We start from the raw sequence: 24959 nt of genomic DNA on the forward strand, positions 1-24959 counted from the left end.
GAGAGTCGACGCGGCCTCACTCCACAGTCGGCAGGTCCGCCCGGCTCCCCTTCGGGACCACCGAGCGCAACTCGTCGTAGAGGTACAGTCCAACACCGATCGGCGCTTCCCCACCAGCTATCTCGTGGGTCGCGATCAGGTACCCCCAGTCGCCGTCCCACTCGGGGAGGTCCTGGTCGTCGCCGGCCATGAAGGTGACAGCCTGCTCGGGATCCAGCTCGATCACGTTCGTCGTCGCGAGACCCCCGAACCGGGTGGCCGCACGGCTCGTCGGCTTCCAGTGCTCCTGTCGCGTTCGGAGGAAGGTCATCCCGATCGCCTCCACCTCGCTGGGGTCGGTCGCCTCGCCGTTGAATATCCAGACCTTGCCCGCGCCCTTCTCCCAGAAGCTGTACTCCTCGAAGACGCTCGGCCCGATCCCGAACCGCTCGTCCCACCAGTCGAGGACCTCGCGCCGACTCGCGCGGCCCTCAACCTCGCGGTCGGCAGGTGTCTCGGGAAGGCGGTCGAACTGCTGGCCGTCGTTGGTCGGGGCGTCGTCGGTCACGCTCCGACACCCGTGTTCCCGGTCCCGCCCACGCGCAGTTTCGCGCAGAAGAACCCTCCCGTGTCGTTGTGGTGCGGGTAGACGCGGTGCGCGCGCGTCACCGACTCGTCGTACGTCTCGCCCTCCCACTCCGTAACGCCGGGGGCCGTGTCGAGCGGGAGGTCGAAGTCGACGATCTCGCAGTCCTCAGCCTCCAAGACGTGGTCGAGCACCGCCTCGTTCTCCTCGGGCGCGAACGTACAGGTGGAGTAAACGACGGTGCCGCCGGGGCGGGTCGCCTGCACGGCGCGCGCGAGGATCCCCTTCTGGATCCCGGCGACGGCGTGGACGTGCTCGAGGGTCCACTGGTCGACCACGTCCGGGTTCTTGCGACAGGTTCCCTCGCACGAGCAGGGGGCGTCGACGAGGGCGCGGTCGAACTCGTCGAACGCGAGCGGTTTCGTCGAGAAGTTGCGCGCGTCCTGGTTCGTGACGATCGCGTTCGTGATCCCGAGGCGCTCGGCGTTGTGCCGGAGCGCGGAGAGCCGCCCGAGGTTGTTGTCGTTGGCGACGACGGTCCCCTCGTCGTCCATCGCGTCGGCGATCTGGGTGGTCTTGCTGCCGGGCGCCGCGCAGGCGTCCCAGACGCGCTCGCCGGGCTGCGGGTCGAGCGCGAGCCCCGGCAAGACGGAGACCTCCTCCTGCCCGTGGGTCCAGCCGTGGACGTACGGCCAGTTCCCGCCGGGGTTGCCGTCCGGGAGCCGAAAGAGCCCGTCGTGCCAGTCGACGGGCTCGTAGGCCACTCCCTCGTCGTCGAAGGCCTCGCGGACGTGGGCCGGCGAGGCCGCCATCTCGTTCACGCGGACGACCGACGGCAGCGGCCGGTCGCAGGCCGCGCGGAACGCCGCCACGTCGTCGACGAGCGGCTCGTACCGCTCTAACGGATTCATGCCGCCTCTTGCGTGCCGGCCCGTTAGTCGGTTTCGGGACGGGGACGGTCGAACGCCGCGCGCGATCGGCTCGCCCCGCCCTACCTTTAGGTCGACGGCGAGAGTACACGAACGCATGACACGCATCTCCGTCGTCGACGACGAGATCTCGCTGGACGAGCCGACGCTGGTGGAGGGGTTCCCCGGGGTCGGGCTCGTCGGCAAGATCGCGACCGATCACATGATCGAGACCCACGAGATGGACCACTACGCGAACGTCCACTGCGACGGGCTCCCGCGGGTGGCCGTCTACCGCGAGGACGACCGGGCGGTGACGACGCCCGTGCGGCTGTACGCCGACGAGGCGCACGACCTCGTCGCGATCCGCAGCGACGTGCCGGTGAACCCGAGCGCCGCGACCGAGGTCGCCGGCTGTCTGGAGAGCTGGTTCGCGGAGACCGCGGTGTTCCCGATTTTCCTCTCCGGGCTCGGCCGCGAGAAGGACGAGACGCCGCCCGACCTGTACGGGATCGCGACCGGAAACGGCGGCGAGGCGCTCGACCGCGCCGACGTCGGGGATCCGCCCGAAGCTGGACTTGTCTCCGGGCCGACGGGCGCGATGCTCGCGGAAGCCCTAGAGCACGACCGCGACGCCGTCGGGCTCGTTGTCGAGTCCGATCCGCAGTTCCCCGACCCCGAAGCCGCGCGCATCCTCATTCAGAAGGGGATCGACCCGATCGCGGGGACCGAGACGCCGACCGACGGGCTCGTCGACCAGGCGAGCGAGATCCGCGAGGCGAAACAGGCGTTCGCGAAGCGGATGCAGGAGGCGACCGAGGAGAGCTCGCAGGCGGAGCCGCTGAAGATGTTCCAGTAGGTCCGGGACCCGCCTTCCCGGGAACGGCCCGTCAGTCGTCCCCTTCCAACTCGTCGAGGATCGGTCGGTACTTGAGCTGGACCTCGTCCCACTCGCGGTCGGGGTCGGAGTCGGCGACGAGGCCGACGCCGGCGAAGAGGGTCGCGCGGCTGGGCGTCGCCACCGCGGACCGGATCGCCACCGCGAACGCGCCGTTGCCGGCGGCGTCGATCCAGCCGACCGGCGCGGCGTACCAGCCGCGGTCGAACGGCTCCGTGTCGTGGATCGTCTCGAGCGCGCGGTCCGGCGGGAGCCCGCCGACCGCGGGGGTGGGGTGAAGCGCTTCGACGAGTTCGAGGACGTGGCGGTCCGCGCTCAGCTCGGCCGTGATCGGGGTGTGGAGGTGCTGGACCGTGGCGAGCCGCCGAACGCGACGCTCGCCGGCGGAGATGGAGGCCGCGAAGGGCTCCAGCTGCTCGCGGACGGTCTCGGCGACGAGCTCGTGCTCGTGGACGTTCTTCGCGTCGTCCAGCAGCTCCTGCGCGAGCCACTCGTCCTCGGCGGGCGTCTCCCCACGGCCGGTCGTCCCCGCGAGCGCGTCGGTCTCGACGGTGCGGCCGCGCAGCGCGACCAGCCGCTCCGGGGTCGCGCCGAAGAAGGCGCTCCCGCCGGCGTCCGGCTCGAAGTAGTAGCGGTGGCAGTCCGGGTACTTCTCCGCGAGCCGGTCGAGCGTCGCCGCCCGGGGGAACTCTGCGGCGAGGTCGGTCTCCAGCGCCTGCGCGAGCACCACCTTCTGCAGGTCGCCGCCGCGGATCCGGTCGACCGCGGCCTCGACGCTCTCGCGCCACGCCTCGCGACTCGTCGTGCGGCGGGTCGCGGCGATCCCGGGTCGCGGCGGGCGGTCCCCTGTCGAGAGCCCCGCGAGTCCCGAGAGCCGGTCGCGCTCCTCGGCGAGTCGCTCCTCGACCGCGTCCGGGTCGGCGTCGTCGCCGACCGCGTTCACGGTGAGCCACGCGCCGTTGTCCGCGAACGTGACCTGCACGCGCGGGAGGACGAACCGAGCCTCGGGGAACGGTCCCCAGGGGTCTCCCTCGCACCCGCCCTCGTGGAATGCGAACCCGCCGAACAATCGGGGGCGGGCGGCCTCCGTCCCGGCGTGGACGTCGCCGGAGTCGAACAGGTCGTCGGCGCCGGCCCGGATCTCGGCGAATCGGTCCGGGCCGCTCGCGGTCAGCGTCGCGGCCGCGCCGCTGGCGAGCACGAGAGCATCGTCCGGAGCGTTCCACATCGTCCGCGGCGCCGAGAGGGCGTCGAACGCCGCCGCGAACGCGGGCGCGTCGATCCCGGCCGTGCGGCTTACGAGGGTCGTCGCCGGGGACGAGCGCACCCGTTCCATTGCGGTTAGATCGGGTCCGGGGAACCTTTATCCTGACTATCCCGGGTACCGGCGGACGAGCGAGTGTTCGGTCGAGCCCTCGGACGAGGGCTCAGCTGTAGCGCTCCTCGTTCCACGGGTTCGCGGTGTCGCTGTAGCCGCGCTTCTCCCAGTAGCCGAGCTCCTTCTCCGTCAGGAACTCGACGCCGGAGACCCACTTCGCTCCTTTATAAGCGTACTTGTGCGGCGTGACGACGCGGATCGGACCGCCGTGGTCGGCGGGGAGGTCGTCGCCGTCGAACCCGTAGGCGAACAACACGCCCTCGCGGGTGCACTCTTCGAGGGAGAGGTTCGTCGTGTAGCCGTCGAGCGCGTGGAAGAGGACGTGGTCGGCGTCGTCTCGCACGCCCGAGCGCTCGACGAGTTCACCAAACTCGACCCCGGTGAACGCGCAGTCGAACTTGCTCCAGCCGGTCACGCAGTGAAAGTCCTGGCGCTGAGTCACCGACGGGAGGTCGCGGAACCCCGAGAGAGAGTACGAGAGCGGCTCCTCGACCGCGCCCCAGACCTCGAACTCGAACGTCTCCGAATCCCACGAGGGCGTCCCGCTCTTCGAGAGCACCGGAAACCGATCGGTCTCGCGCTGTCCCGGCGGGAGCCTGTCGTCTCCGAACTCGCGGTAGAGACCGGTGAGATCCTCGATCGCGTCGGTTTCCGCGGCGTCGACGTCGGTGGCGTCCGTGTCCGCGCGGGCGTCGGCGTCGGACGCGCCGGCTTCGGTCATGACCTCCCGTACGTCCCGGCGTCACCTATGGATGTCGCTCTCCGATGACGAGCGACGATCGCAGAAAGGAAAATGGCCCTCAAACATATTGAATGTCGATCACAAAATATGATATTCAAAATAAATGTTTGAGAAGCCAAAAGTAAGATTTCAATAACGCCCGAAATCGGTTTCTAATAGCCGTAGCATCGACGCCACATTTATATACCCATTGCCATTACTCCCGGACAGGAAATGCCACAAGTAGAGATTACCGTGCCGGAGCATCTGGAGATGCAGATCGCTCAGATGGTCGAGCAGGGGGAGTTTCTCAACCGCGAGGAAGCGGTCGAAGAGCTCCTGTCGACGGGGATAAAGGCGTTCAAGACGAGCGGTCCGCGAGACGACGAGGACTCCAGCGGGTTCGAAGACGAGGGCATGATGGGCCACGAGGACGAGTACGTCTTCTGAGGAGCAGGTCTCGCCACTTCGTCACGGCGGATTCAACTACCCAACCGATACCCTCGCCGTTTCCGGGGCTGCGTCGCCGCGTTCCCGCACCGTTCTCGGATCGCCCTGCGACGTTCCCGGAGCGTCCCCGCTCTGTTCCCCGATCGCCCCGCGCCGTCCCCGATTCGTTCCGCTTTGTTTTGGGACCCACGAGTTGAAACGCTACAGAGCTGTGCGTATACCCCTCAACAACGCTTAAAGGGCATACGGCCCGTAGCAAGGGGCATGCACAAAGACGAGCTCCTCGAACTTCACGAACAGATGGTGACGATCATGGAGCACTTCCGCAACCACGAGACCGTGGACGGCTCGCTTTTCGACCCGTACGACGAGCTCGACGTCGATCCCTCCCACGTCCACAAATCGAAGAGCGAACACAAACACGCCGTGTTCGTCCTCGGCAACGCCCTCGCGAACGCGATGAGCGAAGACGAGTTCTCTCCCGCCGGCCGCGTCGGCAAGCGAATGGAGGAGCTCGCCGACGACGCCGAAAACAAGATCTGAGCCGGCGACCGCGTCGGATACCGGACCCCCTCGCGCTCTTGACCCGGGCGGCGACCCGGGAACGCTTAAGCGCCCGGCACCCTCCCCACCCACATGGTCGCGGAGGCGCTCTCGTCCGACGCCGCTCACCTCGTCGCCGGCGGCGTCCTCGTCGCCGTCGCGGTCGCGGTCGTGTATCAGACCGACAAGCCGAGAGGCGCGTGGACGCGGGCGCTTCGCTCCCGGTTCCTCCTCGGCGTCCCGTGGGGGACCCTCGTCGCGGTCGCCGCGGTCGTCGCCGTCTACCTGTTCGTGCAAAGCGGACTCGAGAACCCGGACCGTCCCGTCGTGATCCCGTTCCGATCGTGGTCGTACTTCTACCCCGAGGGGATGCTCTGGTCCGGGTTCGCGCACTCCGGGCGGGGGCACATCACCGGGAACCTCCTGTCGACGCTCGTCGCCGGCTCGCTCGCCGAGTACGCCTACGGACACTTCCCCGGCGGCCGCGACATCGACGACGGGACCGAGGCGGGGACCGGAACAGTTCGGTCGGCGTTGCCGTCGATCGGAGCGCTTCTCGAGTCACCTCCGACTGTCGCGTCGGTCCGGGAGTCGCTCGCGATGGGCGCGTTCTCACGTGACTCGTTCTCCCGCGGCTCGCTCTCCCGCGAATCGCTCGCCACGAACCCCTACGCCCGGGCGTTCGTCGTCGTTCCGGGGGCGATGCTGTCGTTCGGCCTCCTCTCGTCGCTGTTCGCGCTCGGGCCGGTGATCGGCTTCTCGGGCGTGGTGTTCGCGCTCTGGGGGTTCGCGCTCGTCTTCTACCCGATCACGACGATCGCCGCGCTCACCGGAGCGAGGCTGGTGAACGTGGCCTACGAGGCGCTTCGGAACCCGGTCGTCGTCTCGGAGGCGAGCGGCTCGTACGGGGCGCCGAGCTGGGCGAACATCGCGATACAGGGCCACGCGATCGGACTGATCGGCGGGATTCTCGCCGCGGTGTGGCTCGTCCGACGCCGCCGGAGCGCGGGCGTCGCGTGGATCGACCGGACCGGCGCGCAATCGCGGACGAGCGCGCTGGTCGCGTTCGGCGCGGTCCTGCTGTTCGGGGCGTCTCGCCGGCTCTGGGCCGTCTACTGGTACCTCGGGAACGAGCGGTACGAGATGTACCGCGCGGTCGGGCTCGGCCTGCTGGCGGTCCTCGCGGCGATCGTCGCGCTCGCGGTCGCCGGACGCGACGAGCCGATTCGGCCGGGACTGGCCGTTCCGGAGCCGGAGACGGTCAGGGGGTGGATCCGGTCCGCGACGCCCGCGGCGGTCGGCCTGCTGCTGCTCGTCTCGGCGCTCGCGGTCGTGGCCGGGCCGGGAATCGGTCCGAACCTCGTCGCCGTCGACGACGAGGAGCTTCCGGGCGACCCGGTCGAGGTCGAGGGGTATCAGGTGACGTACGCCGAGAACGTCGAGAACCGGGCGGTGAGCGTCGTCGACGTGGAGGCGTTCGGTCGGTCGACGACCGTCAACACCTCCGGGGTGATCGTGGCGAACGCCGACCGGGAGATATGGACCGCGGCGGTCTCGAAGGGGAACCTCGCCTTCTGGGGGTACCGCGCGGTCGACGTGGGCGGGACCGGCTGGCGCGAGACCGTCTGGGTCCAGCGCACCGGTTGGGTGGCGGCGAACGGCGGCCCGACCTACCGGGTCGACGCGGTGCGCGACGAGACACGCTCGACGCTGTTCACGAGCGAGCCGGCACACGCCGAACCTCGGATCGACGGCCGGAACGTCACGGTCGCCGCCGTCGAGGACGGGTTCGAACTGCGCGTCGATGGCGAGGGAGAGAGCGAAACGGCCCCGCTTCCGGCGGCGAACGAGTCGGTGACGCTGCGGGGAGTCACGTTCGTCCAGAAGCGCGACGCGGTGTTCGCAGTCCGGGGGGAGACGCGGGTGCGGATCGCGGAGCGGGAGACGTACGAGGGGCGGCAGTGAGGGCAGGCCGATCGCGGGGGGCGCGGAGGGCTGCCCGGGACACACCGCCCCGACCGCAACGATTACCCCCGGCCGACCCCACGATACCGTAGCCGTGGAGGACGCTATCGAGTGGCTGCGGAACCGGCCGTTCTACGAGGGGCAGATCGCGGAGCACCGCCGTCTGCCCGCCCGAGAGCCGGCGTACCGCGAGGTCGACCTCGCGTCCCGGATGGCCGACGCGCTCGCGAAAGACGGAATCGACCGGCTCTACCGCCACCAGGTCGAGGCGATCGAGGCGGTCCGCGACGGCGACGACGCCGTCCTCGCCACCGAGACCGCGAGCGGGAAGTCGCTGGCGTACACCGTCCCGGCCTTCGAGGCCGCGATGGATCACGGGGGGAGAACGCTCTATATCGGCCCCCAGAACGCGCTGATCGCGGACCAGGAGGAGAGCCTGAGCGACCTCGCTCACGGGCTCGGCTTCGGCAGCGGCGTCTCCGTCGAGTCGTACACCGGCCGGCTCTCGCGGAGCGAGAAGCGGGAGGTGCGCGACCGCGAGCCGACCGTGTTGCTGTCGAACCCGGACATGCTCCACTACGCCCTGTTACCGTACGCTGGGCGCCTCTGGGACTGGTTCTTCTCGTCGCTGGAGTACGTCGTGATCGACGAGGTCCACAGCTACCGCGGGGTGTTCGGCTCGCAGGTCGCGCTGACCCTGCGCCGGCTCGCGCGGACCTGCGAGCGGTTCGGGTCGAGCCCGCAGTTCGTCTGCTGTTCGGCGACGATCAACAATCCCGTCGAGCACGTCGCGACCGTGACCGGCCGCGACCCGGAGGGGATCACTCTGGTCGACGAGGACACGTCGGGGAGGGGGCCGCGGGACTGGGTGCTGTGGAACCCGCCGGAGTACGACGACGACTGGCAGGAGCGCGGGAGTGGCCGTCGAAAGTCGAGCCACACGGAGAGCAAGCGACTCTTCTGCGACCTCGTCACCGCGGGCCAACAGACGCTGGCGTTCACGCGCGCCAGACAGACCGCTGAGCAGTACGCGACCGACAGCGCGAGCGACCTCCGGGAGCGGGGCGAGCGCGACCTCGCCGGGAAGGTCGGCGCGTATCAGGCGGCCCTGACCGACGACCGGCGCCGCGAGATCGAGGCCGATCTCCACGCCGGCGACCTCCGGGGCGTCTGGTCGACGAGCGCCCTCGAACTCGGCGTCGACGTGGGGGGACTCGATGCCGTGATCCTCGACGGCTACCCCGGGACGCGGATGTCGGCGTTCCAGCGCGCGGGGCGCGCGGGCCGCGGCGACGACCCCGCCCTCGTGGTGATGGTCGGCGGAGAGGACCAGCTCGACCAGTACCTCATGCGCAACCCGAGCGACTTCTTCGACGCGCCGCCGGAGGACGCGATCTGCGACCCGGAGAACGGCCAGCTCATGCCCGGCCACGTCGCCTGCGCGGCCGACGAGAGCTGGCTCTCGCCCGGCGACGAGCGCTTCTTCGGCGAGCCGTTCCCCAGCGTCGTCGCGGATCTGACCGAGGAGGGGGTCTTGGACCGGCGGGAGGTCGCCGACGGGACTCGGTGGACGCACGCGGGGTCGTCGAGCCCGCAGCAGTCGGTGAGCCTGCGGACCGCGGGGGACCGCGAGGTCGACCTGATCGACTCTTCGCGCGGCGAGACGGTCGCCTCGCTCGGCTTCGGCGACGCCCTCCGGGACGCACATCCCGGCGCGATCTACCACCAGCAGGGCCGGACCTACGAGGTGACGGACCTGGACCTCGACCGCGACGTGGCCGAGCTGCAGTCGTCGTGGGCTGACTACTACACCCAGCCGCTCACCGAGAAGGACATCGTCGTGAACGACGACCTCGCGGAGCGGGAACTCTCCGCCCGCCCCGACGTGCCGGTCCGGTTCGCCGACGTGACGGTCACGGAGCAGATAACGGGGTTCGTCCGGAAGGACGCCAAGACCGGCGAGTCGCTCGGCGAGTCGACGCTGGACCTCCCGGAGACGACGCTGCGGACGAAGGCGCTGTACTTCCCGGTGCCCGCGGACGTCGAGTCGGAAATGCGGGCGATCGGGGGTCAGAGTGGGAATGACGGCGGCAGAGAGGGGACAGACGACGCGGAGGCGACGACCGACGGCGGGGAGAGCGCGCCGGGCGGTGAACACGCCTTCAACGGCGGGATCCACGCGGCCGAGCACGGGCTCATCTCGCTGTTCCCCTTCCACCTGCTCTGCGACCGCGCCGACGTGGGCGGCATCTCGACGCCGTACCACCCCCACACCGACGCGCCCGCGGTGTTCGTCTACGACGGCCATCCCGGCGGCGTCGGGCTCACGCGGCGCGGCCACGAGCGGATCGAGGAGCTGATGGCCCGCACGGCCCGTCTGATCGACACCTGCGACTGCGAGGGCGGCTGCCCGGCCTGCGTCCAGTCGCCCCACTGCGGCAACGCCAACGAACCGCTGGCGAAGGCGCCGGCGGTGCGGCTGTTGGAGGCGCTGACGACCGACGGATAGGCGCAAGCGACTTGCCATCTCCGCGTGACTTTGACTCATGGCGCTCGACCTCGACGACGCGGCGGATCCCGCCGCCCGGGCGATGGAGTGGCTGGTGTTGGGGGCGGCGTACTTCCTGCTGATCCTCTTTCTCATCGGCGTGTTCGATCTGTTTATCTCCCTCTATCAGCTGATCGTCGCGGGCGATTTCACCGACCCCGTCGCGGTGGTGGGGCTGCTCGACAGCGTCCTGCTCCTGTTGGTCATCGTCGAGGTCCACCGGACGCTCGTGGCGTACGCGCGGGGCCAGCCCGTCCTCCGAATCGTCGTGAGCGCCGCGATCATCGCCGCCGCCCGGCGCGTGATCAGCTATCGGCTCGAGGATTACGCCACGGGGGAAGAGGCGCTGCTCGCGGCGGTCGCTATCGGCGCGCTGGTGCTGGCGCTCACGGTCGCGTACTTTCTCCTCGATCGCGTGAGCGTCCCGGGGCGTCCCGAACTCTGATCCCGGTGCTTTCACGGTCGTCGCACCCGTGCAGATCCCATGGAGCTGTTCTGGCACCGGCGGGACCTCAGGGTCGCCGACAACGTCGGGCTCGCGGCCGCGACCGGGACCGGCGAGGAGGGCGCAGACGGGGGACCTGCCGCGCCCGTCTTCGTCTTCGACCCCGACGTTCTCGACCACGCGAGCGACGTGCGGGTCCGTCGCCTGCTCGACGGGCTGGCCGCGCTGCGCGACGACTATCGCGAGCGCGGGAGCGACCTGCTCGTCGCCCGCGGCGACCCCGAGGCGGTCCTCCCGCGGCTCGCGGCCGCGCTCGACGCCGACCGCGTCGTCTGGAACCGCGACTACTCCGGACTCGCTCGCGAGCGCGACGCGGGCGTGCGGCGCGCGCTCGACGCGGTCGACGTGGAGCGCGAGGCCCACCACGACGCGGTCCTCCACGACCCCGACGCGATCCGGACGAACGCCGGCGACCCGTACTCGGTGTACAGCTACTACTGGAAGAAGTGGACCGACCGAACGAAGGACGATCCGGCACCCGCTCCGACCGCCCACGGTCTCGCCGACGCTGACCGGCTCGCGGACGCGGCGTCGGCGCTCGACGCGCTCGACATGGCCGACGGCGCGGTCACCGACGGCGGCGTCGGTTGGCTCCCGTCTCCCGCGGACCTCGGCTTCGCGGAGCCGGACGCCGAGGTCGGTCCCGCCGGCACCGCGGCGGCCCGCGACCGCCTCGACGACTTCCTCGACGAGGCGGTTTTCGCCTACGAGGCCGAGCGCGACTACCCGGCCCGGGAGGCGACCTCGCGACTCTCTGCGTTCCTGAAGTACGGCGAGATCGGCGTCCGAGAGGCGTACGCGGCCACCGAGGAGGCGATGGCCGAGGCGGAGTCGGACGCGCGGCCCGACGACGCCCCCGAGCAGGTGGAGGAGTTCCAGCAGCAGCTGGCGTGGCGTGAGTTCTACGCGCAGGTCCTCTTCCACAACCCCGAGGTGGTGACGGAGAACTACAAGGCGTACGAGGAGGGGATCGCGTGGCGCGACGACCCCGACGAGATCGCGGCGTGGAAGCGCGGCGAGACGGGCTACCCCATCGTCGACGCCGGGATGCGCCAGCTCCGCGAGGAGGCGTTCATGCACAACCGCGTGCGGATGATCGTCGCCTCCTTCCTCACGAAGGACCTGCTCGCGGACTGGCGGCACGGGTACGACCACTTCCGGGACAAACTGGCCGACCACGACACCGCCAACGACAACGGCGGGTGGCAGTGGGCGGCCTCGACCGGGACCGACGCGCAGCCGTACTTCCGCATCTTCAACCCGATGACGCAGGGGGAGCGCTACGATCCCGAGGCTGAGTACATCACGGAGTACGTCCCGGAGCTGCGGGGCCTCGACGCCGACCTCATCCACGAGTGGCACGAGCTGTCGCCCACCCAGCGCGCGAACGCGGCGCCCGACTACCCGGCGCCGATCGTCGACCACTCGGAGCGGCGCGAGGAGGCGTTAGCGATGTACAAGCGGGCGCGCGGCGAGGACCCGGACGAATAAGCGGGTGGCAATGAACTCGGAGACGTTGTGACGGCGACCACCTCCAAAGCCCCAGCCGTGAGGCGGACGCACGCTCGTTGCGCGCTTCAGTCGCTCGCTTCGCTCGCTCCCTTCAGTGCTTACGTCGCCTGCGTCCGCCTCACGGCTGCCCCTTTGATTCCCACCCCGCACCGCAGCCTCACACCTCCCCAGCCTCGCCGCTCGCTTCGCTCGCGGCGTCCCTCGCGCGTGCGACTCGCGCCCTGCGGGCGCTCGTCGGCACGCGCCACCGCACCGCCGATCCAATTTAAAACAGCGCCTCGTTCTCGTCGAGGACGCGCGCCGGCCCGCCCACCTCCCACACGTCGGTGTCGATACCGATCTCGGCGATCCGGCTCTCCACTTCGTCGACGTGGTCGGCGAGGGTGTTCACGTACACCGACGCGCCGGTGTCCGTCGAGAAGTAGACGGGGACCCCCTCGTCCCGGAGTTCGCGGACCGCGTTGAACACGGCGATCGTCTCGGGCTGCCAGTACACCCAGCCCGACGGGCCAGTCATCGTGGTCGCGGTGAGCGACAGCGAGTCGTGTTCGGCCGTCTCGAAGATCCGGTCGAAGTCGCCCTCGCGCAGCGCGTCGGTCATCTCGACCAGCTGGTCCTGGACGTGGGCGGTCCGCGCCTGCATCATGTGGCTCGCGGCGGCCTCACGGTGGGCCTCCTCGGTCTCTTTATAAGCCGGAACGTGCGCGGCGACGATCCGCAGGTCCTCCTCGGGGTCGAACCCGTCCTCGCTCACGCCCACGTCGAGGCGGGCGGAGCGGCAGTCCTCGTCGTTGAGCCCGGCGTCGAGCCGCGAGTACGCGCCGGTGACCGCGCGGGCCGCCGAGGAGGAGCCGCGGCGGGCGACCGTGGAGACCTCGGGGAGGGTCAGATCGAGGCCGGCGGCCTCGGTGAGCGCGAGCGCGGCGGCCGCGAACCCCGACGACGACGAGCCGAAGCCGATGTTCGACGGGAAGGAGTTCTCGCTCTCCAGCCGGACCGCGGCGTCGACGCCGGCCAGCTCGCGGACGTGCTCGACGACCATGTCGATGCGCTCGGCGGCGCGCCCGTCGACTTCCTCGTCGCCGATGACGTAGGTGTCCTCGCTCGCGTCGGGCTGCCACTCGACCGTCGTCGTCGTCGCGGTCGGGGCGGTACAGAGGCTGATGCTGTCGTGGTACGGGAGCCGAAGCTTCTCGTCGCGCATCCCGTGGTACTTGACGAGCCCCTGGATCGGGTGGGCTCGCGCGGTGGCCTTCTCGGTCATACCTCGGGAAGCGTCCGGCGGGGGATTAGTCGTTGCGATGAGTGGGAGGAAAGGTGCGGGATCGCCGTGGAACGCTCAGTACGTCTCGACGTCGAGGCCGTCGATGCGCTCGAAGTGATCGCGATTGCGGGTCACGACCGGCTCGTCGTTCAACAACGCGGTCGCACCGATGATACAGTCTTCCCTGTCGATCTCTTCGCCGCAAGCACGGAGCGAGCCAGAAATCTTTCCGGCTTTTCGCATCACAGTCTCGTCGGCGGCGACCGCGTGGCGCGTGTCGAGTACGTCGAGAATGGCTTGTCGGCGGTCCTCGGGGGCGTTCAGCTGTGGAACCGCCTCGTACAGTTCGAGTACCGTTATCGAGGAGATCTTTTCCGGGCGATTCTCTCGCTCGATGAGATCGAGGTATCGGACTGCGTCCCGATCGTCATGTAGAACGTCGATGATGAACGTCGTGTCCTCGATCATTCGACGTCCCGTACATCTGCGTCGATCTGGTCGCGCCGGTCGCGAGAACGAGACCGCCCCTCCTCGACGAGCGATTCGAGTTCGTCGGCTTCGCCCTCCGAAAGGATCCCGGCGACCTCAGTCCACGACCGCTCACCGGCGATCCGCTTGACCACGTCGGAAAACGACTCTCCCTCCCGCTTGTGCGATTTGAGCCGCTCGTAGGCCTCCTCGTCGAGCGAGATCGTTTTCGTCGACATTACAGTACACAGTTACGTGTGTATATTTATAAATCTCAGCGCCGAGATCGAGGTTACGACCCAACAGCAGGTCACTCTACGCTGATTCACGGACTAGCAGATAAATCACGACGACCAACAGCATCACGTCCAACCCCGCGATCACCGTCAGCGGAGTGCCGAATCTCCACTGCCACGCCCAGTCGCTGCCTCTGTCCTTCGCGTCTTTATATATCCCGTCTTTTCGCGTATTCCATTCAGTCGCCACGACGGACACGCGCGTTATATTCAGCAGCACCGTCGCTAACTACTCGAACTCTGTCAACAGCTGCGTGGCCGATATAAAATATCTATACAGCATAGCTAATTAATGACACAACCGTTTTATCAAATCCGTAAATTGTAATTTTTGATGGATGTCCGTCGTACCCTCCTCGGAAACCCCGACGCACGCCACCGTCTTGCTGGCACCATCGTTATCTCGTTCGTCCTCCTGTTTTTCCTATATGCTACCTACTGGCGGGGGACCTACGCTGATACCGGGGTAACCACCCAGTCCAGTGCCATACACGCAGTCACTCCAAGATCCCATGACATCGGACACGCTTATGCCGGCGCTATCTTATACCTCCCCGCAGCGTTGCTCGCTGTTGTTGTCCACTATCACGGTGGCGCCGTACTGTACACGCTCGCAGCGGCGCCCGTCCTACCAGTCGCGTCGGCACTCGCACGCAGGGTTTTCAGCCCGCAGCCAGACGTATTGGAAGCCGACGTTCTTCGTGTGACACTTGCGACCCATCTCCGTCTCAGCTTCGCTTTCGGCGCTCTTGCCATTGTGATTGGGTCGCTGTCCCGCTACTGGGCGCCACCGAACGAACGTTCGCTGTCAGAACGCTTCCTCGGCTCGTCGGAGGACCGCCACAGAGCGCTGGTTGTCATTATCACTGCCGGCGTTCTCGCGGCCACATTGATGCCTTGGTTTCACGGACTATACCAGCATACCAGCCATTCACGTTCGCCGTATTCGGCGCTCCAGTCGCGGCGGTCGTCTACTTGTACTCTCACGGGATTGTACTTGCGTGGCTCGGCAACGCGGCGGTAGTTCTCGGGTACTCCGTCGCATTTGTACTAACGGGCGCACCCCTTGACTACGTCCTTGATCCCGTCTTCTTCGTTCCCGCACTCATGACCGCAGCCGCACTTGGATCACTTGGTGTGGGTGCCGCTATCGTCTTCAGAGAATTATACGCAATTTTCAGCCGTCGTGTTAACACGGAGTCATAATCACCCAGAAGGGTGTCTGGGGACTCTCAGCCCACTTTCAGACCCACTGTGCTGGGAAGCTGTTCCCTTGTTTTGAGACGGGTGATTCCGGCCGTCTCATGCCTGAAAAGTCAAGTCGTTCGACAGCCGAAGTAGCGCCCGTCGAATCCAAGTGGAGGTGTTCGCTTGGTTTCCAGACACCTTGGTTTCTGCATCGATTCTTTCGCTGCGGCTCTGTTGAAATCCTCTTCTTCAGACATATTCTCGCCTGAAACAGTCGGTCGACAAACAGCCTGTAGTGACCACATTCCGTCAGGATGTATCACTTACTAAGGATTTCAATAGAGCCAAAAAACCGATATCGAGAAATCAACCGAGATCGGATAATTCACCGCTCCCTCATCCGCTTCCGTCCCCGCGACGGCGACGCGATCGAGGGGAACCCTTTTTGACCGGCCGGCGGGTACTCCGCGCCATGACCGAGTACACCGTCGAGTTCGTCGGCACCGGCGAGACGATCGAGGTGGCCGACACGGAGACGATCCTCAGCTCCTGTATCGAGGAGGGGATCGCTCAGGAGTACTCCTGTCGCGTCGGGATGTGTCTCGCCTGCTCAGCGGCGATCGTCGAGGGGGAGGTGACACAGCCGGCGGCCCGCGGGCTCACCGACGAGGAGGCCGAGGAGTACGCGCTCACCTGCATGGCGCGGCCGCAGTCCGACCTGAAGCTCGATCGGGGCAAGTACCCGCCGAGCATCGAGGACGACGCGGCGACGGACGCGACCGAGACGGATGCCGACGGCGCAGCCGCAGACGACTGATACGTGACGTGCGTACGGGACGTTCTTTTTAAGCGAAATACGGACTGGTGAGAGAGAGAATCACCCGTTTCCAAGTCGTTGACGGCGGGGCGACGGTGAACGCCGCCAAAGCCACAGCCCCGTTTACTTATAAGGGAACATTCGCCTCCGGTCTGATCGCCCGCGTCACGCGCTCGGCAGTTTGATCGCCTCGCCGTCGGCGTAGACGGTCGGGTTCCGGAGGATCCCGTCGAGGTGGATCGGAGCGTCGGTCTCGCCGCCGATCCCGGCGTTGTCGCCGATCGCGATGTGGACCGTGCCGCCCGCCTTCTCGTCGAGGAGGACGGAGCCGACGAGTTCGTCGACGCCGACGTTCGTCCCGATCCCCAGTTCCGCGAGGTTGAACGCGGCGTCGCCGACCGACTCGGCTGCGGTCTCGATCTCCTCGCGGACGGCCTCGTCGCTGACGGACGTGACGAACCCGTCTTCGACCTCGAACACCAGCTCCTTCCCCTTCCCGAGCAGCCCGTGGGGCATCATCGTCCCGTCGACGACGTAGGTGCCCGTCGCGGTTTCGGGCGCGACGAACACCTCGCCGGCCGGCAGGTTCGAGAAGTCGCCGGGCTCGTGGACCATCCCGGTGTCCGCGAGCCACTCGCGGTCGCCGATCCCGAACGTGATGTCGGTGCCCGCGGGCGAGGTCACCCGGACCTCGTCGGCGTCGACGACCCGCGCGAGCACCTCGTCGCAGGCGTCGTCGATCGCGGCGTAGTCGGCGTCGAGTCCGGTGGTGAACACGTCCTCGGTAATTCCGGGGAGCGTCGCGCCGCGCGCCCCGGCGTCGCAGGCGGCTCCGCGAGCGCGGGTGTGGCTCAGGCTCTTCGTCGTCGGCGCGAGGAAGACGTCGCTCTCGGCCATCGCGGCCCCGACCGGCGCGGGCGGCTCGGTGCCGTGCTGGTCCGCCGGCGGGTACCGCAGGATCGTTGCGTCGGCCGTGACCGCGCTCGCGGCCTCGTAGAGCGCCTCGCCGATGCGCTCGCGTTTCTCGTCGGTGACGACGACCACGGACTCGTCCGGCGCGACGCACAGGCACTGCTCAACGGCGGTCTCGGCGGCATCGGCAAGCTCGCTCGACATATCCGCCGATCGGCGGCGACGGACGTTAGTCCTTCCCATCGGCGACTAATTTATTCCGTTTCGAAATTCAGTTTCATCTCGGCGGGGCGCGAATTAACTGACCGATTACTCTCGGCGTAGTTAATTTCTGATTGCATCACTCGAAAACATTATGCTGTTCCCCGAGCGACCGTGACCCATGACACGCGTGGGCGTCAACGGGTACGGGACGATCGGGAAACGCGTCGCGGACGCGGTCGCGGCCCAGCCCGACATGGAACTCGTCGGCGTGACGAAGACGAGCCCGGACTACGGCGCCGAGGCCGCGCTCCGCCGCGGCTACGACCTGTACGCAGCGCTCGACGACCGAGCCGCCGCGTTCGAGGACGCCGGCCTCGGCGTGGCGGGGACCCTCGGCGACCTCCTCGACGCGGTCGACGTGGTCGTCGACTGCGCGCCCTCCGGGGTCGGCGAGCGCAACCGCCCGACCTACGAGGCCCACGACACGCCCGCGATCTACCAGGGCGGCGAGGACGCCGCGATCGCGGACGCCTCCTTTAACGCCCGCGCCAGCGCGGAGATCCGCGACGCCGACTCGCTCCGCGTCGTCTCCTGTAACACGACCGGACTCTCGCGGCTGCTCGCTCCCCTCGACGAGGCGTACGGCGTGGAGAAGGCCCGGGTGACCCTCGTCCGGCGCGGCGGCGACCCGAGCGAGACCGACCGCGGCCCGATAAACGACGTGGTGCCGGACCCGGCGACGGTCCCCTCGCACCACGGCCCCGACGTGAACGAGATCCTCCCAGATGTCTCGGTCGACACGGCCGCGCTGAAGGCGCCGGTCACCGGCATGCACACCCACAGCGTCAACGTCACGCTCGAACGGGAGCCGACGACGGCCGAAGTGCGCGAGCTGCTCCGCGGCGAGACGCGGCTGTTCCTGATCCCCGAGGGCGCCGGCATCGACGGCGCCGGGACCCTGAAGGACTACGCGTCCGACCTCGGGCGGGCTCGCGGCGACTTCTGGGAGAACTGCGTCTGGGAGGAGTCGATAAGCGTCGAGGGGCGAGATCTGTACCTGTTCCAGAACGTCCACCAGGAGGCCGATGTGGTGCCCGAGAACGTCGACGCGATCCGTGAACTGACGACGGACGTCTCCCGAGAGGAATCGATGGCGCGGACGAACGAGGCGCTCGGCGTCGGACTCGACAGCCTGCTGTCCGACGGCGGATCTCCCCGGGATCAGGTCGCCGCGGACGACTGATCGTGCGGTTTGCCGTCCGCTCTCGTCTCACTCGGCGGGCGTCGTCACGAGGAACGTGCGCCCGCCGCGGTGTTCGAGGTGGACCTCACTTCCCTGCACGCGGTTCAGCCGCACGCGGTCGGCGATCCGATCGGTCCGACACTCGGTGACGTCGACGCGGGTCGGCGTCGCGTATCGAGGTTGCTCGTGGCTCGTCGCGCTCATACCCCTACCGAGGGACGGAACGCCCCTATAAGCGAGCCATCCGCGGAGTGAAAGTGAAAGTAGAGCCGTTACCGGTGTGAGCACAGGGATACACCGACCGCTTCCGCACGGGCTACCGCCGGAGTCCCGCTTCCTCGTCGCCCTCGACGAACCACACGGTGAAGTAGTCGTAGCCGCCGTAGGCGGCGTCGAGCGCGCCCAGCCACCAGTTCCATCGCTCGGCGATCGAGGAGCCGTCGGGCGCGTCTTCGAGGTGGTCGATCACGCCGGGCACGGTGAGGGCGTGCCCGCGGTCTCGGGAGGGTCGCCCCGAGTCGGCGAGATCGCGGGCCGCCCGGGCGACCGCCCGCCGCTCGGCCTCGGTCCCGCCGAACTCCGACTCAAGGGCCTTCTCCAGACGCTGTCGGTCCATGGTCGGACCTACGAGGCCCGACTATATGAGTCGCGTGGTAGGGGGTGGCACGTCCGGTGTCGACGACGGACCGAATTCTCGCCGCTATCGGGCGTCACAGTCGGGCCGCGAGCGCGAGGAAGAGGAGACTGAACGGCGCCGTCAGGAGCGCTAACAGGATCCCGGCCGCCGGCTCGCCGGCCGCGAGGGCCATCGCGAGGCCGACGACGAGCGAGGCGGAACCCACGATCGCGAGAATGACGCGCTCCGGGACACTGGCTCGGTCGGGTCCGTCGCTCCGCGCGAGCGTCGCGCCCAGTTTCCGCTCGACCTCGTCGGCGAGGTCGCTCGGGACGAACAGCCACGGTGTCGAGCGATACCAGGCGTTCCCGCGGTACGCGAGGAGGAAGACGGTCGTCCACGGGAGGTCGATCCGACGCGTCCGGACTACGGACCCGAGGTCGTCCGAGCGCGTCCGGTCGTGGCTCCGGGAGGTACGCTCGATCGTCTCGGCTGCGGGATCGAGCCGCAGGTCGGTCCCGCCCGAGCCCGCGATCACTGGGAAGAGCGTGGCGAACGCGAGGAGTAACGGCGCGAACGCCGAGAACACCGATAGCGTTTCGGGAAACGGACCCGGTCCCATCGCGGCGACCCCGACAGCGACGACGGCGCCCGCCCCGGCGAGCGTCCAGCCGAGTCGGAGCCCCGAGAGGTCGAACGAGTAGTCGCCGAACTGCGACCGGAGCTCTCGACGGCGCTCCGGAGAGGTCTGATCGTACGCCACGATCCAGTAGAACAGCGACATCGGGCCGCCGACGAGGAGGAGGACGAGCAGCGCCCACGTCGACGCCGGCGGGCCGCCGCCTCCGAACAGCGAGGTGCCGCCCCCGATCACCGAGACGACGATCCCGGCAGCGACGAACAGCAGCGCCGCGAGGACGAGCACGCCCACAGTCGCGCTCGCGCCGAACGCCAGCGACCGCAGCCGCTCGAAGCGGACCGGGCCCCACTCGACGGGAGCCATGTCGGGATCGGCGTCAGGGAGCGCGGCGGAGTCGCCCGCGGAATCCGCGCCGCGGTCCCGGTCCGCCGACGACTGGGTCTCGTCGATCGCTGTGCTGGACTCGGAGGGCATGAGCACTTGTTGGGGCAGAGAGGGCTTAAATTCCGGTCGTCGCGGCGGTCGGTAAATGGATGTCGGCGGATCCGGTCTCCTCGCATTCGCGTGTTCGAATCCTGAACGGACGCGACGGCGAGTATTTATCTCGGCGACGGGTACGGAGGAGTATGACTGACTGGCGCGCCGTCGGCTACGGGTTCGTCGTGACGCTGATCGCCGGGCTCCTCGCGACGTTCGCCCCGGTCGTCGGCCACATCGGCGCGGGGTTGATCGGCGGATTCGTCGCCGGCTACGTCGCCGGCGGCGGGCTGCTCTCGGGGACGTGGCACGGCCTGCTCGCCGGCTCCGTGAGCGGAGTCGTCGTCACCCTCATTCTGGCCGCGTTCGGTGGACTCGTGGGACTGGTCGGTGGTCCCGTCGGCAGTCTGCTCGGCGGTGCCGGCGTGTTGGTGGTCGGGTTGTTCGTAACGTTCCTGTTCGCGATCGACTCGGCGCTCGCGGGCGCGATCGGCGGGGTGCTCGGGGACTGAGTCGGATTTTCTGACTTCATCGATGGTGGATCGACGGGTGGAGTGTACCGATTGGCGCGTGCCTGCGAGGCCGCTTCGCGGCCGAGCAGCACCGCGCGAGGGAGTCGGTCGCCCGGAGCAACGCGGAGGGCGACCGACGAGGCTGGGGAGGTGTGAGGCTGCGGTTGCTGTGCGGTGCGATCGGGCGGGACTCAAAGGGGCAGTCGCGAGGTGGGCGCAGGCGATGTAAGCACTGGAAGGAGCGAACGGAGTGAGCGACTGAAGCGCGCAGCGAGCGTGCGCCCACCTCGCGACTGGGGCTTTGGCGGTGTTCGCTGTCGATCCGCTGCCTGATACTTATAAATGGAGAGCTAGCGTTTCAGTAGAGTTCACTACCGGACCGCGGTCAACTACGTATAATTGACATCCTCCTCCGGCTAAAGCCGGAGGAATCCCGAGCGTTGGGATATTAAGGTTTGCAGTCTCCCTGTTCTTTCGTGTTGAACGACCCGCTCTCGCGGTCGAACAGGAAGACTCCGGGCTGTGCCAACCAGCCGTTACTCATATCCCCTGTCGGGGGACTCTGAGTTATCTTTCGCCGGATATTCACCGCACCGTTCGCGTCCGCGTTCATCGTCGTCTCGCACGACGAACAGACGTACAGACCGCGCTCCACACGATTCGAGTCACGAATCTGCCCGCAACACGAACACGTTTTGCTCGTGTTCTCCTCATTCACACGGTCAACAAGGATACCGTGTTCCTCGGCTTTGTATTCAAGGAGACGGGCGAAGCGGTCAAACTCCCAGCCGTGGAGTTTCTTGTTCCCCGACGCACCCCAGTTCCGCGAGTCGCCGTTCTCGTCTTCGCGGATGTCGCTAAGATCGCCAACTGCTATCTTCCCGATACCTTCTTCGACACACCGCTCAACGATGTGTTTGCTGAGGGTCTGGAGGAAGTGATCTTTGCGTCGGGAGAGTTTTTGCCGAGCCTTCCGCGCACGCTTCGACGGGCCGTTCTCGCCTTCGGTCTGATACTCCTCTCGGGTGAAGTAGTGTTTGTCCTCTTTCAGCACGTTCCCCGGATACAGTTCACTCGCGCCATCTTCGTAGTCGATGGTGAGATAGTTGCTGATACCGAGGTCGATCCCTGCTGTCTTGTCGCCGGGTGCGTCTTTGACTGGGATCTTTTTCTTACAGACGAGGTGTAGCTCCCACTTGTCACCGTTCCAGGCGGCACGCACCTGCTGGATGTTCTCAACTTCTACGTCGGGTCGGGTTTCGTACTCCGCGAGAATGAAGTCAGACCGACTCTCTTTCAGGTTGAAGCCTTTCGAGAGACGGAGTTGACCGTGCTTCGTGTCGTGCTTGATGGCTCGTTTCTTCCACGTGACGGTGGAGCGCGGGTGTCGGTCGCCACGTTTCCGGTAGCCCGGTGGGTTGTTGCCATCGTCGGAGTTGTACCAGCCGGTGAACGCCTCAGCAAGTTCTTCGAGAACTCGCTGACTTGACTGCGAATGGAGGTCACTGTAGCGTTCGTGGTCTTTCAGCTCCGATTTGAGTTCAGCTTCGCCGGGTATCTCACCGGTTTCGTCCCACCGTTGTTGGATGTGGTAGCGTCCGACGTTCCACAGTTTCGAGGCGGAGAACCCGCACTGGTCGAGGTCGTCACGAACCTGTTGGTGGTTCGTGATGCGTGCGACGTAGGTGCGGGTCGTCTCCAGCATCGGACTGTGTTCATAATACGTTATAAGAGAATAAGTATTAAAATCAACGACCGGACGTGGAATATCCGGTTGGAACGTTGTCGGTGGATTATCGGTCAGAGTGTCAGATTCATCCCGCGCCTAAAGGCGCGGGTATTCTCCTTGCTCTCTATAATGCCGATCAACGACGTCTTACGCGCTTTCGACCGCGTCGAGGACGGCGTCGTAGTCCGGCTCGTTGGTCGGGTCGTCGGCGACCCAGTCGTAGACGACTTCGCCCTCGTCGTCGAGCACGAACACGGCGCGGTTCGCGATCCCGTAGAGGCCCAGATCCGCGATGTCCATCTCCAGCCCGTACGCCCGGATCGCGTCGCCGCCCATGTCGCTCACGAGGTCGAACTCGATCCCGTGCTCCTCGCGGAACGCGCCCTGCGAGAACGGGGAGTCGGCGCTGACGCCAAAGATCGTTCCGCCCGCGTCCTCGAACTCGGCGGCGCGCTCCTGGAACGCCACCATCTCGTTCGTGCACGGGGGCGTGAACGCGCCCGGGAAGAAGGCGAGCACGACCGGCCCGTCGCCGATGTGGTCGTCGAGATCGAACGGTTCGTGGTCGCTCGTGCCGATCGTCGCGGTGAACGTGGGTGCGGCGTCGCCTGTGGATACCATCGCTCCGTGATACGTGCGAGTCACGCAAAAGGCTTGTCGCGCCCGCGTTCGGTTCCGGTATCGACTCCCCCGTTCCCGTAACGCTCGACGGGCTACTCCCGATCGAGGTACTCCTGCTGGATCGCGACGATCTCAGCGGAGTCGTCGCAGTCCGCGTACCGCCGAAGGGGTTCCTCGTTGAGGTCGAGGAACGTCTCGCCCCACGTGAACTTCGCCATGATCCGCTCGGCGTGGTCGGGCTCGCCGAGGATCGCGAGCGCGGCCGCGAACGCTTCGACCGTGGTGAGTTGCATCGGTCGCCCGAAGTTCACGGGATTGGCGGCGACGAGGTACGGGAGCGCGCGGTGCTCGCCCGGGAGACTGAACATCTTCTCGCCCGCCGACTCCCACGAGCAGTCGAGCGCGACCAAGGCGTTCTCTTCGGCGAGGTCGGCGTCCGCGGGCGAGAGCGCGCGCTCCGCGTGAGGGTTGAGCACGACGCCGTAGGGCGTGGCGCGGTCCGAGCGGTGCAGCTCCGCGAGGTCGAACCGCGCGAGCTTCCGCGCCGTGCACTTGTCGGGGTCGTCGTCTCCCTCGTACCGGACGTGCAGATCCACACGTACAAGATTGGCTGTTTCGTTTATAAGGTGTGCGGAGCGTCAGGGGACACCGCCAAAGCCACAGTCGCTTGTTTATAAACGGTTGACAGCGGATCGACGGTGAACACCGCCAAAGCCCCAGTCGCGACGACTCGCGTGACTCGCTGCGGTCCTCAGTCGCTCGTTTCACTCGCTCCTTCCGGTCCTTGCTTCGTCAAGCTTCGTCCTCGCGACTGCCCCTTTGAGTCCCGCCCGATCGCACCGCACAGCACCTCACGCCTCCCCAGCCTCGTCGGTCGCCCTCCGCGTTGCTCCGGGCGACCGACTCCAGCGAGGGACCGAAGGTCCCTCTGGCAGCCGGCGCGTAGCGCCGGCGACCTCGCGCGGCGCACCTCGCGCCCGAGGGGCGCTCGGAGGCGCGCGCCACAGCAATTCGGTTTATAAGTGATCGTCGCCGACCATGCCGAACCCACCTTCTCATCCTTAGAGCCCGATACCGTCAAACCGGCCCGGTACCGGCGGGGTTTTTCCTCGTCGCAACCCACTCGTTCGTATGGAGCTGTTCGCCGTCCCGGACCTCCCGGAGATCCGGGAGGGAGACGACCTGGCGGCCATGATCGACGAGCGCGTCGACCTCCGCGCGGACGACGTGGTCGTCGTCGCCAGCACCGTCGTCTCCAAGGCGGAGGGCCGTGTCTTCGACCTCTCGGACTTCCCGGCGAGCGAGCGCGCGGAGGCGGTCGCCGACCGGCTCGCGGAGATCTCGGGCGAGGAGAAGGACCCGCGCTTCGCGCAGGCCGTCATCGAGGAGTCGACGGAGCTGATCATGGAGGCGCCGTTCCTCCTCACCGCGACCCGCTTCGGCCACATCGGCGTCAACGCCGGGATCGACCGGTCGAACGTCCCCGACGGCGACCTGCTGCTGCTCCCGGAGCGCCCCACCGAGAGCGCGGAACGAGTCCGCAAGGGGATCGCGGCCGACCGCGTCGTCGTCAGCGACACCTGCGGCCGCCCGTTCCGACACGGCCAGCGCGGAGTCGCGATCGGGTGGGCCGGCCTCCCGGCGAGCCGCGACTGGCGCGGCGAGCGCGACCGCGACGGCCGTGAGATGGGCGTCACCGTCCAGAACGTGATCGACGAGCTCGCGTCCGCGGCGAACCTCGTCGCCGGCGAGGGCGACGGCGGCACCCCGGTCGTCGTCGTCCGCGACTGGGCGTTCGGCGACCACGACGGCTCGGACAACCACTTCCGCGAGCCGGAGGGCGACTTCGTCCGGCAGGCGCTGCGGGAGTGGACCTTCGACGAATAACCATGCTCGGCATCGAACTCACCCCCGAACACGACCTGCACCGCCTCGTCGAACTCGGCGTCCGCGCCGAGGACGCCGGCTACGACGCCGTC

The 24959-nt window shown here is 67.6% G+C and carries 25 protein-coding genes; 11 read left to right on the forward strand and 14 right to left on the reverse strand.

Going from position 1 to position 24959, the window contains the following annotated elements; all coding sequences use genetic code 11:
* Positions 1-16 precede the first annotated feature (16 nt).
* Together ACP96_RS06460 and ACP96_RS06465 are read right to left on the reverse strand one after the other, a co-directional pair.
* A complete protein-coding gene (locus ACP96_RS06460) occupies positions 17-547 on the reverse strand; it encodes a DUF7122 family protein (protein WP_050032713.1) in 531 nt (176 codons plus the stop codon).
* Positions 544-1476: an RsmB/NOP family class I SAM-dependent RNA methyltransferase gene (locus ACP96_RS06465; protein ID WP_050032714.1), complete on the reverse strand. Its 933-nt coding sequence runs from the start codon at positions 1474-1476 to the stop codon at positions 544-546. Before ACP96_RS06465 ends, ACP96_RS06460 begins: the two co-directional genes overlap by 4 nt.
* Before the next feature lie 115 nt (positions 1477-1591).
* Here ACP96_RS06465 and ACP96_RS06470 point away from each other — a divergent pair, with 115 nt between their 5' ends.
* Positions 1592-2332, forward strand: a complete 741-nt coding sequence (locus ACP96_RS06470; RefSeq protein ID WP_050023484.1) for a proteasome assembly chaperone family protein — start codon at positions 1592-1594, stop codon at positions 2330-2332.
* 31 nt (positions 2333-2363) lie between these two features.
* On the opposite strand, the gene ACP96_RS06475 is transcribed toward ACP96_RS06470, so the two are convergent.
* Positions 2364-3707 (reverse strand): isochorismate synthase, encoded by a 1344-nt coding sequence (locus tag ACP96_RS06475; RefSeq protein WP_050032715.1) that lies wholly within the window; start codon positions 3705-3707, stop codon positions 2364-2366.
* Positions 3708-3798: 91 nt separating this feature from the next.
* Positions 3799-4470 carry a sulfite oxidase-like oxidoreductase gene (locus ACP96_RS06480; protein ID WP_237561624.1) on the reverse strand — a complete coding sequence of 224 codons (672 nt, stop codon included), beginning with the start codon at positions 4468-4470 and terminating at the stop codon, positions 3799-3801.
* Between the two features lie 234 nt (positions 4471-4704).
* Between ACP96_RS06480 and ACP96_RS06485 the strand changes: the two genes are divergently transcribed.
* The 6 genes from ACP96_RS06485 to ACP96_RS06510 all read left to right on the forward strand — a co-directional run bounded on the left by ACP96_RS06485 (position 4705) and on the right by ACP96_RS06510 (position 11972).
* Positions 4705-4920, forward strand: coding sequence for a DUF7120 family protein (locus tag ACP96_RS06485; protein ID WP_004045951.1), 216 nt, complete (start codon positions 4705-4707; stop codon positions 4918-4920).
* A gap of 264 nt (positions 4921-5184) precedes the next feature.
* Entirely contained in the window at positions 5185-5463 is a 279-nt protein-coding gene (locus ACP96_RS06490; protein ID WP_004045952.1) for a UPF0058 family protein, read from the forward strand.
* A gap of 93 nt (positions 5464-5556) precedes the next feature.
* Entirely contained in the window at positions 5557-7428 is a 1872-nt protein-coding gene (locus ACP96_RS06495; RefSeq protein WP_050032716.1) for a rhomboid family intramembrane serine protease, read from the forward strand.
* A 94-nt stretch (positions 7429-7522) separates the two neighbouring features.
* Positions 7523-9937: a DEAD/DEAH box helicase gene (locus ACP96_RS06500; protein WP_050032717.1), complete on the forward strand. Its 2415-nt coding sequence runs from the start codon at positions 7523-7525 to the stop codon at positions 9935-9937.
* 37 nt (positions 9938-9974) lie between these two features.
* A complete protein-coding gene (locus ACP96_RS06505; RefSeq protein WP_050023477.1) occupies positions 9975-10421 on the forward strand; it encodes a phosphate-starvation-inducible PsiE family protein in 447 nt (148 codons plus the stop codon).
* Between the two features lie 39 nt (positions 10422-10460).
* A complete protein-coding gene (locus tag ACP96_RS06510) occupies positions 10461-11972 on the forward strand; it encodes a cryptochrome/photolyase family protein (protein WP_050032718.1) in 1512 nt (503 codons plus the stop codon).
* Between the two features lie 286 nt (positions 11973-12258).
* Here ACP96_RS06510 and mvaD read toward each other — a convergent pair whose 3' ends face one another.
* The 3 genes from mvaD to ACP96_RS06525 form a co-directional block, all read right to left on the reverse strand.
* Positions 12259-13257 (reverse strand): phosphomevalonate decarboxylase MvaD, encoded by a 999-nt coding sequence (gene mvaD / locus ACP96_RS06515; protein ID WP_050032719.1) that lies wholly within the window; start codon positions 13255-13257, stop codon positions 12259-12261.
* A 75-nt stretch (positions 13258-13332) separates the two neighbouring features.
* Positions 13333-13725 carry a PIN domain-containing protein gene (locus ACP96_RS06520; RefSeq protein ID WP_050023475.1) on the reverse strand — a complete coding sequence of 131 codons (393 nt, stop codon included), beginning with the start codon at positions 13723-13725 and terminating at the stop codon, positions 13333-13335.
* Positions 13722-13964, reverse strand: a complete 243-nt coding sequence (locus ACP96_RS06525; protein ID WP_050032720.1) for an antitoxin VapB family protein — start codon at positions 13962-13964, stop codon at positions 13722-13724. The genes ACP96_RS06520 and ACP96_RS06525 overlap by 4 nt, the downstream gene beginning before the upstream one ends.
* Before the next feature lie 1717 nt (positions 13965-15681).
* Between ACP96_RS06525 and ACP96_RS06540 the strand changes: the two genes are divergently transcribed.
* On the forward strand, positions 15682-16026 hold the full coding sequence (locus tag ACP96_RS06540) for a 2Fe-2S iron-sulfur cluster-binding protein (protein ID WP_050023472.1): 345 nt from the start codon (positions 15682-15684) through the stop codon (positions 16024-16026).
* A 165-nt stretch (positions 16027-16191) separates the two neighbouring features.
* On the opposite strand, the gene ACP96_RS06545 is transcribed toward ACP96_RS06540, so the two are convergent.
* Positions 16192-17142 (reverse strand): aminopeptidase, encoded by a 951-nt coding sequence (locus tag ACP96_RS06545; RefSeq protein WP_050032722.1) that lies wholly within the window; start codon positions 17140-17142, stop codon positions 16192-16194.
* Between the two features lie 178 nt (positions 17143-17320).
* On the opposite strand from ACP96_RS06545, the gene ACP96_RS06550 reads away from it, so the two are divergent.
* Entirely contained in the window at positions 17321-18385 is a 1065-nt protein-coding gene (locus ACP96_RS06550; protein ID WP_050032723.1) for a type II glyceraldehyde-3-phosphate dehydrogenase, read from the forward strand.
* 27 nt (positions 18386-18412) lie between these two features.
* Here the strand turns inward: ACP96_RS06550 and ACP96_RS19150 are convergent, their stop codons facing one another.
* The 3 genes from ACP96_RS19150 to ACP96_RS06560 form a co-directional block, all read right to left on the reverse strand.
* Positions 18413-18589 (reverse strand): hypothetical protein, encoded by a 177-nt coding sequence (locus ACP96_RS19150; RefSeq protein WP_200895647.1) that lies wholly within the window; start codon positions 18587-18589, stop codon positions 18413-18415.
* Positions 18590-18701: 112 nt separating this feature from the next.
* Entirely contained in the window at positions 18702-19001 is a 300-nt protein-coding gene (locus tag ACP96_RS06555; protein ID WP_050023465.1) for a hypothetical protein, read from the reverse strand.
* Positions 19002-19095: 94 nt separating this feature from the next.
* Positions 19096-20115: a hypothetical protein gene (locus ACP96_RS06560; protein WP_050032724.1), complete on the reverse strand. Its 1020-nt coding sequence runs from the start codon at positions 20113-20115 to the stop codon at positions 19096-19098.
* A gap of 152 nt (positions 20116-20267) precedes the next feature.
* Between ACP96_RS06560 and ACP96_RS06565 the strand changes: the two genes are divergently transcribed.
* Positions 20268-20630 (forward strand): DUF5518 domain-containing protein, encoded by a 363-nt coding sequence (locus ACP96_RS06565; RefSeq protein WP_050032725.1) that lies wholly within the window; start codon positions 20268-20270, stop codon positions 20628-20630.
* Positions 20631-21078: 448 nt separating this feature from the next.
* On the opposite strand, the gene ACP96_RS06570 is transcribed toward ACP96_RS06565, so the two are convergent.
* From ACP96_RS06570 to ACP96_RS06580, 3 genes are all read right to left on the reverse strand, one after another.
* Positions 21079-22335, reverse strand: a complete 1257-nt coding sequence (locus tag ACP96_RS06570) for an RNA-guided endonuclease InsQ/TnpB family protein (protein WP_050032726.1) — start codon at positions 22333-22335, stop codon at positions 21079-21081.
* 171 nt (positions 22336-22506) lie between these two features.
* A complete protein-coding gene (locus ACP96_RS06575; protein ID WP_050023458.1) occupies positions 22507-22980 on the reverse strand; it encodes a redoxin domain-containing protein in 474 nt (157 codons plus the stop codon).
* Positions 22981-23072: 92 nt separating this feature from the next.
* Positions 23073-23576, reverse strand: a complete 504-nt coding sequence (locus ACP96_RS06580; RefSeq protein WP_050032727.1) for a DUF367 family protein — start codon at positions 23574-23576, stop codon at positions 23073-23075.
* 535 nt (positions 23577-24111) lie between these two features.
* Here ACP96_RS06580 and ACP96_RS06585 point away from each other — a divergent pair.
* Positions 24112-24867, forward strand: a complete 756-nt coding sequence (locus ACP96_RS06585) for a coenzyme F420-0:L-glutamate ligase (protein ID WP_050032728.1) — start codon at positions 24112-24114, stop codon at positions 24865-24867.
* The last annotated feature ends 92 nt before the right edge of the window (positions 24868-24959 follow it).

This window comes from Halorubrum halophilum, assembly GCF_000739595.1.
In the GTDB taxonomy this organism is placed as follows: Archaea; Halobacteriota; Halobacteria; order Halobacteriales; family Haloferacaceae; genus Halorubrum; species Halorubrum halophilum.